Genomic DNA, 14,273 nt, shown 5'->3' with positions numbered 1-14,273 from the left:
TTTTCTTTTGACAGCTTTTCTGCTTTTTCCACCAAACCTGTCTTAAGTTGAGCCTACTTCTGACAGCTTTTCTGCTTTTTCCACCAAACCTGCCTTAAGTTGGGCTTTCTTTTGACAACTTTTCTTCTTTTCCCAGCAAACCTGTCTTAAGTTGGGCTTTCTTTTGACAGCTTTTCTACTTTTTCATCCAAACCTGTCTTAAGTTGGGCTTTCTTTTGACAGCTTTTCTGCTTTTTCCACCAAACCTGTCTTAAGTTGGGCTTTCTTTTGACAGCTTTTCTTCTTTTCCCAGCAAACCTGTCTTAAGTTGAGCCTACTTCTGACAGCTTTTCTGCTTTTTCCACCAAACCTGCCTTAAGTTGGGCTTTCTTTTGACAACTTTTCTTTTTTTCACAGCAAACCTGTCTTAAGTTGAGCCTACTTCTGACAACTTTTCTTCTTTTCCCAGCAAACCTGTCTTAAGTTGAGCCTACTTCTGACAGCTTTTCTGCTTTTTCCACCTAACCTGTCTTAAGTTTGGCTTTCTTTTGACAGCTATTCTTCCTTTCCCACCAAATCTGTCACCGGGTTCGGATAACTTTTCTGGCTTCTTCTACATACCTGTCCGATGCTTTAATGCAAAACAAAAAAGCCCCGATCAGGAGCTTATATCCAATGATTTTTCAAGCAGCTTTTGATGCCTGATTTCGAATTTGTGAATATGGTTCAACTCTTCCAGCAGGTCGTGGATCGAGACCAGTTCATAATAGATGACTGTTTCTTCGGAGAATCGGTGGGAGCAAGCATCCCGTCCATCTACCTCATGCCTCAATAAATCCAGCAGTTCTTTTACAATAGCATCGTGGGATTCATCCATCGCAAAATCGGGATGGTGGAACGCGGACTTGATCGATTTTACCATGGCTTCGACTATCTGTGATTTTGCCTCGGGAAGGTGCATCGATGGGAGGGAAACCAAATTTCCGACGTGATAATGGACTTGTCTCAAAATCGTCAGCTTCTTGAATTCATAATGGATATTCCGCATGTCCTTCCGGTCAAATTGGTGCAGTTTCCATTCTTTCTTTTGATACTTGCACAGTGTTTCAATCGCTTCCAAGTCTTTCAGGATTTTCTGGAAGTCGGACCTAGTTTCCCGGTGCAAAGGCTGATGCCTTGTGATTTCCGTTCCCCTGCCTTCTATCAAGTCTCCCGTTTCCACAATCAGCTGCCGGATTTTTGCCTTGATTGATTTAGAATAATCAGGACGGATCACGAGCAGGTTCACCAGGGTCGATACCGTCAGCCCAGTCAAAGTTGTACCAAGACGGATGAAAAAACTGGACAGATAGTGGTCATGGACAGTAGAAATCATGGCGACGCCGGTGAGCACCGCCACCAGCGCACCATCCTGCAGGTGCAGCCTGTGGCAGGCAATGATGGTTGCGACGGCAACGAGCATATAGGTTAGCGGGCTGTCGCCGAAGGCAAAGTTGAAGACGACGGAAAAAGCAGCTCCAATCGCCGACGCCGGGAATCTTACATATGCTTTTCTTATCGAATCTGCCGCGGTTGGTTCAATCGTCACAATCGCGGTAATCACGGCGAACATCGGCGGCCAGCCTAACAGCTCGCAGATCAATGCCGTAATGAACACCGCAATCCCCGTTTTTAGAACCCTTCCTCCGACAAAATTGAATTTTTTTAGTATAGCCATTTTTCATTCCTCATTTTTAAATACATACTCTCATTATACCGTACATAACCCGGATACGAAAAAGAGCCCCTGATAAGAGGGACTCCAAAGTCAGTTGATCACATATCCGCCGCCGCTCACCTCGGTATCAGAAGGAACAGTGATATAGATGAATTCCAATCCTTGCATCAATCCATAACCGCTGGTGAACTGCTCTTCGTCTTCGGTGAATTGAGTAAAAGGAAATGCGTTTTTATACTTAATAAGCTTGATATTTAAAGGTTCGACCGGGTAGATTTTCAGAGTGGTTCCATTTAATTCAATGTCCGGTGATTTGATGCGGCTGGTTATATCTATATTGTCGATATAGGAATAAGTGGAGTAATGAGTCACTTCTACTTTCCCCTCATCAGATGGATCCTTTTCGATGAACACCATTAAATTCTGTGCCATGATATTCATGTCCAGATGCTTCCCTTCGAGGGGAAAATCCCAGGATCCTTTTTTGGTGAGCCCTTCCGCTTCGTCAATTTTACCTGATTGGACCGTTTGGTAAATATCGCTATTCAACCGATCATTTTCCGCTAACTCCTCATCCGTCAGATACTCGCCTTTTATGGTATCCTCCACAGGCACCATGAATGCGAGAATTCCCGCCACCAGCAGGATGACGAGGTACCCTGCAAAGACCTTTGTGACGATGCTGCCGCTCATGAATCTGGCACCTAGAAATCTATTTGAAAAGCTGCCGAAACTTACGATCAGCAAAATGATAAATAAAAGTAAAACTACCAAACTCATTTCCTCACCTCCAGGCTGTTAGAAATCAGGGCTGATATCCCATAGGCAAGCGCGGATGTCAGCAGTACTTTTAACATGAATAGCAGAAAGGATGTTTCTCTCATAAAAACTTGGCCGATATCAATCACATAGGTAGACTCATTCGCCAGGAACACATTTAAAAATATGCTTCCGAAAAGGAGCGCTGGAAGGATTATGGTAAAAATTTTGCTCTTTTGAACCAGTATCCCGACCAGGTAGCCCACCGCTGTGAACAGGAACAAATAGAGAATTGTAGCAGCAAGACCTTCTGCCACTTGCAGCACTGTCATTGGCTCGCTTTCAATGAATTTCCGGTCCTGTTGGAATAAAAAAACAAGCTTCAGTGATTGGCTTGCAAGCACGAATGTGACACCACCGATGATGCTTGCCCAGCCCAGGAACAGGATATTCGATAAATGACTGCTCAGCCTGTTGGCCACAAAAGAGTAATCATCATATCGATAAGCCTGGGTGGTAACGACGATCGCTGAGATGAAAGCCCAAATCATCATAAATGCAAGGAGGAAATTGCCAGAGTAATAGTTCATATCATAACTGAAACTTTCCGATCCTCCGCCACTGCCTCCTTCTCCGCCAAGCGAAAAAAGAAGCCCGATGATCTGCAGCAGCATCAAGGAAGTGAATACCCCCCGGTATGATTTCAACTTAAAACGAAACTGTTTTTTCACAACATCCCAAAGGCTAACCTTTGTTAAATACATCATCAATCCCGCCTTTCTCCTGGCTCGTCAAGTACAGACAGAGATCCTCGTTTGAAATGGTCGAGAACTCCAGGCTATTTTTCATCGCTGCGGCAATCTGGTCATCGGAAAGGTCATTGCGGATCACCGTATACGTCCTGCCGAATTCGGTATTGCTTTTATGAAATACCTCATGGCCTCGGAGCCAGTTCTTCATTGCTTCTTCTTTTCCGCTCACAATAACTGCAAACTCCCGGAGCTCTTCAATCGGCATATGCAAAAATTGCTTTCCGTCCTTCAGGAGCAGTATGTCTTCAAGGATATCTTCCACCTCGTTCAGGTGATGGCTTGAGATGATGATCGTGCGGGGATTGGCGATGTAATCCTTCAAGAGCGCCCGGTAAAAATCCTTCCTTACACCCGCATCCATTCCGTTTGTCGGTTCATCGAAAATGGTCAGCGGGCAGCGGGCAGCCAGCCCTAAAATCGCATTGAAGGTATTTTTCATCCCCTTTGACAGCCCAGCATGCGTCTGCTTTGGATCCAGGCCGAAATAATCAAGCAGATTCCGTGCCAATTTCATATCCCAGTTATGATAAAAATCGCCAGCTGCCTCCAGAAGTTCTCCGAGATTCAGTGCGGCTGGCAAGTTCATGTCATTATCAATCATGATCATGTTCGCAGACACGGTAAGATTATTAAACGGATTCTCTCCAAACACTGTGACTCCACCTGAACTCTCTCGCATAAAACCTGCAGCGATTTTCAGCATCGTCGTCTTGCCGGCGCCATTCCTGCCAATCAAACCGGTGATTTTATTTTCACCTATGGAAAACGAAAGATTATCCAAAGCTTTTTTCTTCCCATATGTTTTTGTTACAGATTCGAACTCCAGCACACTCATCATGTATCCCCCTTTAAATCCCGTTTGGCTTCCTGGATCATCTCGATCAATTCCTCTTCCGTCACCTGGAGATGCTCCGCTTCCCGCACCAACTCAGCCACCAATGACTTCAATGTCTGGTTCCTCCGTTTCGCCATGATAATTTTCTTCGCATCCTCAGATACGAACATCCCGAGACCGCGTTTTTTATAAACAATGTTTTCATCCGCCAAAATATTCAACCCTTTTGCTGCTGTCGCCGGATTGATATTCAGCATTTCCGCAAGCTGATATTGTGAATAAACCTTCTCATCCCTCTTGATACTCTCGCTGAGAATCTCCGTTTCCAGCCACTCAGCAATCTGGACGTAAATCGGTTTCATGCTATCTGAATTCAGGATCAATCCCGCACCTCCTCTAACAGGCTATATAGTGCATTACTGTTGTAATGCACTATATAACATTTTACGCCATATCACAAGGGATATTTAACCATTTTTTTAAAATAAGGGGAATTAGACCGGGAATTAGGCTTGGAATTAGCCAAGGAAGAGGCAGGAGTAACCTGTGGGAGGAATAATTCACTCAAAAAATTGAAAGTTTCATATAAAATTGAGTGGAAAGTTGATTGTCGGTACAATTTCAACTCGGAAATTTCATGGCAAATCATCTTTTTACCTGTTCAACCTGGCTGACTGCCCTATACTTTCCGATGAGGCAGCATAATCTCCCGAACAACCTGGTTATTTGCCCAATCAATAAGCGTAATCTCCCAAAAAACATGGTTATTCTCCCGATCATTAAGGATAATCTCCCGAAAAAACAGGATAATCTCCTCTTCAGCCTAATATTGGAAAATCGAAAATCACCTGGTGCTATCAATCAACTCTGTAAGTCTCTAAATATAAAAACCCCCTCGCATTCAATTCTGCGAGAGGGCAAATCCTATAACACTTTGGTTTTATCCAGGGGACTTTCGATCTTCATAAGTTCAAGCTTCATCTTTTCCGTTTCCAGCAGGTAGTTTTCGTGTTTCAATCTTTCAAGCTCGATTTCGTCTTTAATCATGCTGTGTTTGATTTTGGCTACTCTTTGATAATGGCTTGTGACAATCGCGACTAGCGGGATCGAAAATACCATTATGATTGTTATGGTTCCTGTCATGGAACTTCACTCCAAATCTATCATGATTTTACCTATATCATAGCAAATACAGGAAAAATAAACCAACCCTAAACAGAAGTTTCAAACTGGACTTTATGCAGGTTCGCGAAGATGCCTCCATGTTCAATCAGCTCATCATGGCTGCCTTCCTCGGCAATTCCGTCCTCAGTGACAACGACAATTCTGTCGGCACTTCGAATCGTTGCCAGTCTGTGGGCAATGACGAGTGTTGTCCGGTTCTTGGATAATTCCCCGAGAGCTTTCTGGATGATTCTTTCTGTTTCGGTATCGAGGGCCGAGGTCGCTTCATCAAGAATCAGAATCGGCGGATTCTTCAAGAACATCCGCGCAATCGCAATCCGCTGCTTCTGTCCTCCCGACAGCTTCAGGCCGCGTTCTCCGATCTGCGTTTCATAGCCATCCGGCAGGGCAGCGATGAAATCTTCCAGATGCGCTTGCTTAGCGGCTTTAACGATATCCTCATGCGTTGCCCCGAGTGAACCGTATGCAATATTCTCACGCAGCGTTCCGGTAAAAAGGAATACATCCTGCTGGACAATCCCGATTTGCGAGCGCAGTGATTTCTTCGTCATCTCGCGGATATCGATGCCATCGATCGCGATCGCGCCGCTGTTAACATCGTAAAAGCGCGGAATCAATGAACATATCGTCGTTTTCCCTGCACCAGAAGGCCCGACGAACGCGACCGTTTCCCCATGATTGATTCTCAAATCGATTGCTTCCAAGACCGGTTTATTTTCATCATAGCTGAACGTGACATCCCGTAATTCAATATTCCCTTTCAAACCAGCGACCTCAATCGCCTCTTCCCGGTCAACGACATCTGGACTCTGGTCCATCAGTTCGGTAAACCGTTTGAAACCTGCCATCCCTTTTGGATACAACTCAAGGATGGCACTGATTTTATCGATTGGCTTGAAAAGAACGTTCACATACAGGACGAAGCCGACCAATTCACCATAGCTCAAGGTCCCCTGGAAACTCAGCCATGCACCGTACACGAGAACAACAAGAACAATCAGCCTTGTCAGCATATAAATGCTCGATGAACTGAAGGACATCACCTTATAGGCACTCAATTTAGCACGACGGAACTTGCGATTATTCTTTGTGAATCTCTCAATCTCAAAATCTTCATTCGTAAAAGACTGGACCACCCTGATACCGGACACGCTGTCCTCAACCCTGGCATTGACATCGGCAATATCTGTGTACATGTTTTTCCACGCCGCGTTCATCTTCAGGTTGGAATAGGTAATCAGCCAGATCAGGAATGGCACGATGATCATCGTAGTCAATGCCAGATTGACGTTGATCGTCAGCATGATCCAGAATGCACCGACGAATGTCATCACCGCAATGAATAAATCCTCCGGTCCATGGTGCGCCAGCTCGCCTAAATCAAAAAGGTCATTGGTGATCCGGCTCATGATATGTCCGGTCTTCGTATTATCGAAAAAGCGGAACGATTGCTTCTGCACATGCTGAAACAGCTGCTGCCTCATGTCGGTCTCAATATTGATTCCCAGCTTGTGGCCCCAATAATTGACGATGAATTGAAGCAATGTGCTGATGACATACAACAGCAGCAACCCGATGCTAACACTGACGATCATATTCCAGTTCCCGCCAGGTAATAAGGTATCAATAAACCATTGCACAGCGAGCGGAAAAGCAAGCTCCAACAAGGCAACTATCACCGCACTGCTGAAGTCAATGATGAATAACCGCCGATGAGGGCGGTAATAAGTAAAGAATCTCCGTATCATTTTCCTATCTCCTTTAATATCTTCAAGTGATTATATGCCAAGGAGTGACACTATTTCAATAATTTCGAAAAAAATAACACAGAGGATAATTTTTCAACGCGCGGTTATATTTACTAAATGTTGGTTAGTTTATAGAGAGAATCGAAAAGTGGCTGAGGTGAAAACTCCTTGATTTCCAAGAGACATTTCCTGTTTAATGTGATCATTATAGCTGTTCCCTGGCTATCTTTATTGTTCATTGGCAGAAGAAGTTTCAAGCGTTACTCTTTTGCTGGTATTTTTATTATTGGTTTTGAAATTATCAACCATTTGTATGGTCATAAAAGGAAATGGTGGAAGTTTTACAATAAACGTAAGTCCTTCCTAAGGGATGAACTTCCATTCAGCATTGGACCATATATGCCGCTATCAATGTGGCTGCTGAAAAACTCATATGGGAATTTCAAAAAATTCATTACGCTGAATGCGATTGCCGATGCGTTTTTTGCTTTCTTTTTTATTGATGTACTCAAGAAGTTAAAAATCATCAAGCTGCACAAGCTGAATCACCTTCAATTCTTTTTCTACATACATTACAAAGCCTACCTGCTGTATGGGGTGCAATACCTGTATGAGAAAATGAGGGGTTATCGGCTATATATGTAAAAAACGCTCTGGGCTGCGATGCCCGAAGTGTTTTTTTGTTAAGAAGGAACAAGGACTCCTTCAAGTTCTCGATTGATTTCTTTTGAGCGGTTCGCTGCATGGTTGACCGCCTGGGAGATGGCCGTTCCGCCGTTGTACTTCCTTAATGCGTTCAAACCGGATGCTGTCGTTCCATTCGGAGAGGTTACATTTTTTCTGAGGACCTCTGGAGTTTCGTCTTTTTCGATGATCATTTTTGCTGCACCAAGAATCGTCTGCGCAATGATTTCACGGGCCATCTTTTCGTCCATGCCGTTTTCCCTGCCGACTCGCTCCATGTGCTCCATCAAGTAGTAAAAATAAGCAGGTCCGCTTCCGGCAAGGCCTGTGAAGATATCCATCTGCTCCTCTTCAATCAGGAACACTTTGCCCATGCTGCTTAAAAGCTCTTTTATATCCTCAATGTTTTCATCCGTTGTGTGCAGCCCTGGAGAAATGGCAGTGGCTGATTCCTGGATCATGCTCGATGTGTTCGGCATGACGCGGACAACCTGCTGGCCATCTTTCAGTTTATCTTCCATAAAACCTGTTGAAATACCAGCCAGAACGGACACAACCACCTGGCCAGGCACTAATTGATCCTTCAAAGCTTCAAGTGCTCCCGCTGCACCTTTTGGCTTCATCGCTAAAATAAACATATCAATGTCTTCATATGGCAATTCAGCCTGGGGCATCGCATTAATTCCGTATCTGGATTTCAGACGCTCCAGTTTCGCCGCATTGCTCTTGTTCGTCACATAAACATTTTCCGCGCGCATTTTACCTGATTTGACTACACCTGAAATCATCGCTTCCGCCATTGATCCTGCACCTAAAAATGCTACTTTTTTATGTTTTAACAACCGCATTCACCTCATAAAAAGTTTATTTCCGTTCATATTTTATCAACGTTACCTATAGTAACATCCTCAGAATGAGATTCAAGGATATACAGCCAATTCAGGAGCATACTGGCGAGATAGTGAATGAAAGCGGAAACATTTTGTTTATACGGTGCATTTTATTGCGTAAATCATCGTTAATCCATTGAGAATCCAAATTACAGCCGAATACGGGAAGTGAAGTTCTCCTTAACGACATAAGGACAGAGAACAGCTAAAAACAGAAAAAACATCTCATTTGGAATGCTTGAAAGGAAAAAAATCTGGATCAGGATTCCAAAATAGGCTAGATAAAGGTATGGGGCATTTTTGTAAATCTTCTCTGTCTGGAGCTTAGCAAAAATGAGAGCCAGCATGGCCAGGAATAAGGAAATACCGATCACTCCCGATTCAGCTAACACTTCCAGAAAGGTATTATGCGCGTATTTAAGCTTGCCTGTATCCCTGAGATAATAGTCTGAAAAGTTGAAGACGCCGATTCCGGTCAGCGGACTGCTTAAAAAATACTGCAGCGCTTTTTCCCATATTTCAAACCGGCCGCTGCCACCGTCATTGCCGATTCCGGTCATTCTGTCTGTAATCATTTCGAATATGTTAAAATTCGTGAAACGTGAAACAATGAACCCGGTTGCAATGGTGATGCTGAAGGTTTTTAAGAGTGTCCAGAATTTTACCCTCTTCAGAAAAATGTACATCAATGCGATGAATAGCATGGCAGCAAGACCTCCGCGTGAAAAGGTCAGCACATTGCATACAACCGACAGCAAGAGGCCAGAGCGATTTTTTCGGGCTTGCAGGTTAGTTAAGTAATAGGCAAAAAAAAGGGTATTGTGAAGGATATAAAAATTCGGGTCATCAAGAAGTCCAATCAGCCGAGGATAATCCCGGTCCAGGAGCACCCCATGCATTCGAATGTCTTCATCCCCACCGGATGAGAACTGGAACCCCAGTTGTTTCAGCCCGTAAAAATACAGAAGCAGGCTCATGCCATTGAACAGCAGACCTGCATTTGCCACAGCCTTTTCTATCACCTTAGTCGAAAAGCCAGAAATTAACGATTTCATTAATAAATAGCAGCTGATGACCAGAATGAAGCCGAGGATGATCCGCAGGCTGCTTGCCGGGAATAAGGAAAAAACTCCTGTAAAAGCATAGTATAGATAAAACAAATACATGGCCGCCTCATATTCAGCAGTTTTTCCAAAAACGACTTCGCGAAGATGAAAGAGATAGTACCCAAATAGCAGCAGCATATATGGCTGCATTGAAAACCCCACATCTATGCTGTATTTCCCCAGATGGATCAATATGAAGAGTCCCATCAGGATGAGGTATTTTCGATTTTGCTTCAAGAGATCCCCCTCCTTTTTTTCAAAGAAAGGATTAATTTCCTTAACTCCTGATCCAGCAAGCAGAGCAGACAGATGGAAACAAAGCTGACGAATGACGCCAAGTACGGATTGCCTGGAAGCAGGAAATCTATTCCATAGAAACACAGCGCAAAAAACACAAAATAATTCGCAGACTTTTTTGCGATGGACCAGCGATCCGGGTTCATCGCCAGAAACCCGAGGACGGAAATGATTTCAATCAGGACAGCAGCATAGACGGCCCCCATGACCGCAAATTCCCCGCTTAAAAGGTAATAGAGGAACAGCGCTGCCACAACGACCACAAACTGGACTGTCGTTCGTCTCGTCTGGAGATTTTTTGTTGTCAGCCCATCGGCAAAGGCGATACTGATGCTCTGAAAAAATAAGATCAGGCCGGCAATTTTCAACGGTTCTGCCGCTCCGGCCCATTTTGTGCCGAAAAGCAGGGAAACCATTTCATTCGACAAAAAGAAAATGGGGATTGTCATAAGCATGCCAATCACCCCCATCATTTTTGCCTGGAGAATGTTGAGCCTCAAGTGTTCCTGATGATTACCATGATGGAAATGGCGGAACAGCACCGGGTAAAATGCTCCGGCGATGACACCTGGAATCTGATACAGTGCAGATGGAATCCGGTAGGCTACTGCGAACAACCCCACTTCAGTCATTGTGATCGTTTTTTCCAGGACGAGCGGCCCTAATTGCGGCAGGAGCATGATCAGCAAACCGCTCAGCACAAAGGACCAGATATTTTTAAGCAGGGATTTCTTGAACGGAGTCCGGAGGTTGAGCTTGACCTGCCTTCCCACCAGATACAGGCCGTAAAAACCAGCGATCAGATAGGAAAGCCCGAATAAAAAGGCAATCATAAGCACATGAAGCGATAACAACATGCCAATTGGAATGAGGATCACTAGCACCAGCGAAGAACAAATGCGAATATAACCTAAATACTCCATCTTTTCTTTCAGCTGGAAGTAGGTAATCCCGATACTTTGCAGCGCAAGTCCGGCAACCATTGGAATGACCAGGGAAAACATGATTCCTTTTAACTGTGGCTGATCGTATGAGAAATGGATGATGGCATACGAAACCAAAAATGTCGCAGCAAGAAGGATGCCCCGTAATTTTATATACGAAACAACAATGGCAGGAATATCTGCATTCTGTTTGGACCCTTCCCTCAGCACGGTATTGCTCAGGCCGGCGTCTGTAAAATACCCCATGACCATCGCAAATGCCAGTGCCACACTGAACATTCCATAATTCTCAGCGTTTAAATAATTGACCAGCACAATCAACACCACTGTATTGATCCCTCTGGAAAGTGCCGTACTGTAAAACAGATGAAAGACATTTTTTCCGATTCCGTTTTTGACAGCCTTGCTCATAAACTTCCCCACTTTTATTCCGACCTAGTACTTATTCCTTTCGCCCTTGCTGGTGCGTGCCCTTGTGAATTCCTTCGCTGCCGGATTCTTTCCGGCGCTATCAAAATAATCCTTCAGCAGCGCTATTCCGAGTCCAGCAAAAAGGCCGACAACGGCAGCAATGGCCATCGATACACCCATGTTCGGAAAAATCTTTTCCGGCTTTGTCTGATTGCCCTTTCCTTCGAGGATATGGACAACATCGACCTCCGTTACTTCCTTGAACTCAACGGCAGAAGATTCAGCAATCTCATTTGCAATTTCCCTCGCGAGGTCCGGACTCTTATCATGAACCGCCAACGTCACGACTAAAGAGTTTTTATTGTTTGAAATGTGTAATTGATCCTGGACATCCTTGACTGTACGCTTCAGCTCTAGTTTTGAGATGACAGGCTCTAGTACCGCCGAGCTTTCAACTAAATCTATATACGTTTGAATTAACTGTTCATTTGTAATCGGATCCACATAAGAAGTGGAAGTATTGATGTTTCCAATTAAAATTTGCTTTTTATACTGGTGGACTGGATTGAGGACGAATTGCAGCAAGATCAAAGCCAAAAGGACTACGCTTAGAAACGAAGCAACAATCAGCTTTACTCTCCGTTTCAGCACCCATGCAAGTTCTATGATTGACAAACACACTTCCCCCTTCCTGGTTCATATGACTGTATTATTTATATCGATTTTCAAGAAAAAGGTTCCTTTTTACTGCCTGGGCCTTCCGATTTTGTTACCAAATTCCCATGTCGAGCATAAACTATTTTTCGAGATATCTTTTACCAAGATGAGGATGAAACCAATGAATCTATTATTTATAACAGACTTCCTGGATACCGGGGGTGCAGAGAGATATTTTGTTAAATGCGAGAATATGATTCCTGACGAAAAGCTGCAGATCTATACAGCTGCCAGGAAAGGTTCATTTGTCCAATACTTAAGCAATCCAGCCAATTTTACTGAAATCAGCGGGAATCCCATTTCGAACCTTTTCATATTGTTCTGGCTAATCGTGAAAAAAGACATATCAGCCATCCATGCCAACAGCCTGAGGATGCTGTTCCATGCCCTTCTTTTAAAATGCTTCTTTCCCCGGATAAAGCTGATCTATACGAAGCATAACGTGACACTTCTGGACCATCATTTTCCGTCCTTGCTTGTGGTTCTTTTAATATACTTTGTTGATCGAACGATCACTGTCTATCGGGCTCAGGCAGATGAACTGACCATTATGGGTGTCCCGGCGGCAAAAATAAAGACCATTTATAACGGAGTGGATTTGCAGCAGTTCCAGTATGTGAACATCAGGCAGGATCGAGCCAAAAAAACGATCGGAATCCTCGGCAGAATCTCTCCGGAAAAGAATATTCCATTCTTTTTGGAGATTGCCGAAACACTTGAAAAAGGAAGCTGTGAATTCGTTATTGCCGGAGATGGACCGGACCGCGGGAAAATCGAGCAAAGAATCAGACAGTCTGGAATGGAGAGGAGAGTGCGAATGCTCGGGGATATCAGCAACCCGGATGCTTTCCTGGCATCAATTGATGTCTTTGTGCTGACTTCCTTTCGGGAGGCTTTCCCAATGAGCATCCTTGAGGCATTCGCGGTTGGCACTCCCGTCGTGACAATTGATGTCGGGGGAATCAGCGAAGCAGTCGTCGATGAGAAGACAGGAATTCTTATTGGGACGCATTCAGCAGAGGAATTCGCCTCAAAGATTACTGAACTATTGATGGATATTGAAAAGGCAGAACGGATCCGGACAGGTGCAAGAAAAGCAGCTGAATCCAAATTCAATCTCCAGACGATGATCCAGGAAACAAAGCAAGTTTACCTGGAAGTGCTCGAGGAGAGGAGGATGTAAATGGAAACACGCAAAATTTCAGTCATTATACCTGTATATAATGAAGAAAAATATATATCAGAAGTGATCGAGAGCATAAATGATCAATCCTGGGACGGTCCTATTGAAATCATCATCATAGACGGCAATTCAACTGACAGTACGAGGAATCAAGTTCTTGATAAAGCAAACAACCTAAAGGCCAATCGGGAAATTAAATTGCTGACCAACCCGCACAGGGCGATTCCCCGATCGCTGAATATGGCATGTGAAGCTGCGTCTTCAAAGATCATCGTCCGGATTGACGGGCATACAAAAGCTCCGGAAAACTATATTTCCGAAGCTGTAACAACCCTCGAATCTATTGAATTTAATGGTATAGCCGGCGGAAGGCTCAGGATTTCTCCAGGTTCGGGCACGCTGGTATCCACCGCCATTTCCACTGCGGTCTGCCATCCATTTGGCATTGGCAATGCCTCTTACCGAACGTATCAGGGAATTGACATGGTGGAGACCGATACGGTACCCTTTGGCGCTTTTACAAAGGAAACATGGCAGCTCTTAGGTGGATATGACGAAGAGCTCTTGGGCGATGAAGATTATGATTTCTGCCTCAGAGCCCGAGCAAGGGGACTGCGGATCCTCCTGAATCCTGCGATTATCCTTGAGTATTACTCTCGTCCAACCTACATCGATTTATGGCAGCAATACTATCGCTACGGGTACTGGACAACCAGAACCTTCGCGAAGCACAAAAAGGTCCCTGCCTTCCGCAAATGCATCCCTTTCTTATTCACGGCAACTCTATTATTCTTTGCTTTCTTCATACCAGCTCTATTTTTCCTCCAGTTCATCCTGTACATGGGAGCTGCAGTTTTTTTTGCTTTTAAAGCAAGCAGGTCTATTAAGAAACCAAAAATCCTGTTCCGTCTGTGCCTTCTGCTCTCTTTCCCAACCCTTCATTTTTCCTATGGATTCGGCAACATGATTGGGATAGCAAGCTTGATCCTTAAAAAAAGGAGTTGAT

General features: G+C 44.3%; 14 protein-coding genes. 3 read left to right on the top strand and 11 right to left on the bottom strand.

The features are described 5' to 3' along the window. Positions 1–637: 637 nt before the first annotated feature. From J7E35_RS22880 to J7E35_RS22850, 7 genes are all read right to left on the bottom strand, one after another. Positions 638–1,696 carry an aromatic acid exporter family protein gene (locus J7E35_RS22880; protein WP_214784621.1) on the bottom strand — a complete coding sequence of 353 codons (1,059 nt, stop codon included), beginning with the start codon at positions 1,694–1,696 and terminating at the stop codon, positions 638–640. Positions 1,697–1,786: 90 nt separating this feature from the next. Continuing rightward, complete coding sequence (locus J7E35_RS22875; RefSeq protein WP_214784618.1) at positions 1,787–2,476, bottom strand: hypothetical protein; 690 nt, start codon at positions 2,474–2,476, stop codon at positions 1,787–1,789. Further along, complete coding sequence (locus J7E35_RS22870; protein WP_214784615.1) at positions 2,473–3,186, bottom strand: hypothetical protein; 714 nt, start codon at positions 3,184–3,186, stop codon at positions 2,473–2,475. Before J7E35_RS22870 ends, J7E35_RS22875 begins: the two co-directional genes overlap by 4 nt. A gap of 13 nt (positions 3,187–3,199) precedes the next feature. Further along, a complete protein-coding gene (locus J7E35_RS22865; protein ID WP_214784612.1) occupies positions 3,200–4,102 on the bottom strand; it encodes an ABC transporter ATP-binding protein in 903 nt (300 codons plus the stop codon). Then, the gene (locus J7E35_RS22860) at positions 4,102–4,485 is read right to left on the bottom strand and encodes a GntR family transcriptional regulator (protein WP_214784609.1); all 384 of its coding nucleotides are present in this window, start codon (positions 4,483–4,485) and stop codon (positions 4,102–4,104) included. Before J7E35_RS22860 ends, J7E35_RS22865 begins: the two co-directional genes overlap by 1 nt. Positions 4,486–5,026: 541 nt before the next feature. After that, a complete protein-coding gene (locus J7E35_RS22855) occupies positions 5,027–5,245 on the bottom strand; it encodes a hypothetical protein (protein WP_214784606.1) in 219 nt (72 codons plus the stop codon). Between the two features lie 68 nt (positions 5,246–5,313). Continuing rightward, positions 5,314–7,035: an ABC transporter ATP-binding protein gene (locus J7E35_RS22850; protein WP_214784601.1), complete on the bottom strand. Its 1,722-nt coding sequence runs from the start codon at positions 7,033–7,035 to the stop codon at positions 5,314–5,316. Positions 7,036–7,203: 168 nt separating this feature from the next. Between J7E35_RS22850 and J7E35_RS22845 the strand changes: the two genes are divergently transcribed. Then, positions 7,204–7,680 carry a hypothetical protein gene (locus J7E35_RS22845; protein WP_214784598.1) on the top strand — a complete coding sequence of 159 codons (477 nt, stop codon included), beginning with the start codon at positions 7,204–7,206 and terminating at the stop codon, positions 7,678–7,680. Between the two features lie 38 nt (positions 7,681–7,718). Here the strand turns inward: J7E35_RS22845 and proC are convergent, their stop codons facing one another. From proC to J7E35_RS22825, 4 genes are all read right to left on the bottom strand, one after another. Beyond that, positions 7,719–8,567 (bottom strand): pyrroline-5-carboxylate reductase, encoded by an 849-nt coding sequence (gene proC, locus J7E35_RS22840; RefSeq protein ID WP_214784595.1) that lies wholly within the window; start codon positions 8,565–8,567, stop codon positions 7,719–7,721. Between the two features lie 191 nt (positions 8,568–8,758). Continuing rightward, positions 8,759–9,952, bottom strand: a complete 1,194-nt coding sequence (locus J7E35_RS22835) for an O-antigen ligase family protein (protein ID WP_214784592.1) — start codon at positions 9,950–9,952, stop codon at positions 8,759–8,761. Then, positions 9,949–11,367, bottom strand: coding sequence for an oligosaccharide flippase family protein (locus tag J7E35_RS22830; protein ID WP_214784589.1), 1,419 nt, complete (start codon positions 11,365–11,367; stop codon positions 9,949–9,951). Before J7E35_RS22830 ends, J7E35_RS22835 begins: the two co-directional genes overlap by 4 nt. 24 nt (positions 11,368–11,391) lie before the next feature. Beyond that, positions 11,392–12,042, bottom strand: coding sequence for a YveK family protein (locus J7E35_RS22825; protein WP_214784586.1), 651 nt, complete (start codon positions 12,040–12,042; stop codon positions 11,392–11,394). A gap of 163 nt (positions 12,043–12,205) precedes the next feature. Here J7E35_RS22825 and J7E35_RS22820 point away from each other — a divergent pair, with 163 nt between their 5' ends. Together J7E35_RS22820 and J7E35_RS22815 are read left to right on the top strand one after the other, a co-directional pair. Next, positions 12,206–13,267, top strand: coding sequence for a glycosyltransferase family 4 protein (locus tag J7E35_RS22820; RefSeq protein WP_214784583.1), 1,062 nt, complete (start codon positions 12,206–12,208; stop codon positions 13,265–13,267). After that, positions 13,268–14,272: a glycosyltransferase family 2 protein gene (locus J7E35_RS22815; RefSeq protein ID WP_214784580.1), complete on the top strand. Its 1,005-nt coding sequence runs from the start codon at positions 13,268–13,270 to the stop codon at positions 14,270–14,272. Position 14,273 lies beyond the last annotated feature (1 nt).

The sequence above is a fragment of the Bacillus sp. ISL-45 genome (assembly GCF_018613195.1).
Taxonomy (GTDB): Bacteria; Bacillota; Bacilli; order Bacillales; family Cytobacillaceae; genus Mesobacillus.
Note: the sequence above shows the minus strand (reverse complement) of the source record. Positions and strands in the feature narration are given on the sequence as shown.

Bases quoted from the DNA above. Each gene is read 5' to 3' on its own strand.
- J7E35_RS22880 (WP_214784621.1), bottom strand. From the start codon at position 1,696: ATGGCTATACTAAAAAAATTCAATTTTGTCGGAGGAAGGGTTCTAAAA.
- J7E35_RS22875 (WP_214784618.1), bottom strand. From the start codon at position 2,476: ATGAGTTTGGTAGTTTTACTTTTATTTATCATTTTGCTGATCGTAAGT.
- J7E35_RS22865 (WP_214784612.1), bottom strand. From the start codon at position 4,102: ATGAGTGTGCTGGAGTTCGAATCTGTAACAAAAACATATGGGAAGAAA.
- J7E35_RS22855 (WP_214784606.1), bottom strand. From the start codon at position 5,245: ATGACAGGAACCATAACAATCATAATGGTATTTTCGATCCCGCTAGTC.
- J7E35_RS22850 (WP_214784601.1), bottom strand. From the start codon at position 7,035: ATGATACGGAGATTCTTTACTTATTACCGCCCTCATCGGCGGTTATTC.
- proC (WP_214784595.1), bottom strand. From the start codon at position 8,567: ATGCGGTTGTTAAAACATAAAAAAGTAGCATTTTTAGGTGCAGGATCA.
- J7E35_RS22830 (WP_214784589.1), bottom strand. From the start codon at position 11,367: ATGAGCAAGGCTGTCAAAAACGGAATCGGAAAAAATGTCTTTCATCTG.
- J7E35_RS22820 (WP_214784583.1), top strand. From the start codon at position 12,206: ATGAATCTATTATTTATAACAGACTTCCTGGATACCGGGGGTGCAGAG.
- J7E35_RS22815 (WP_214784580.1), top strand. From the start codon at position 13,268: ATGGAAACACGCAAAATTTCAGTCATTATACCTGTATATAATGAAGAA.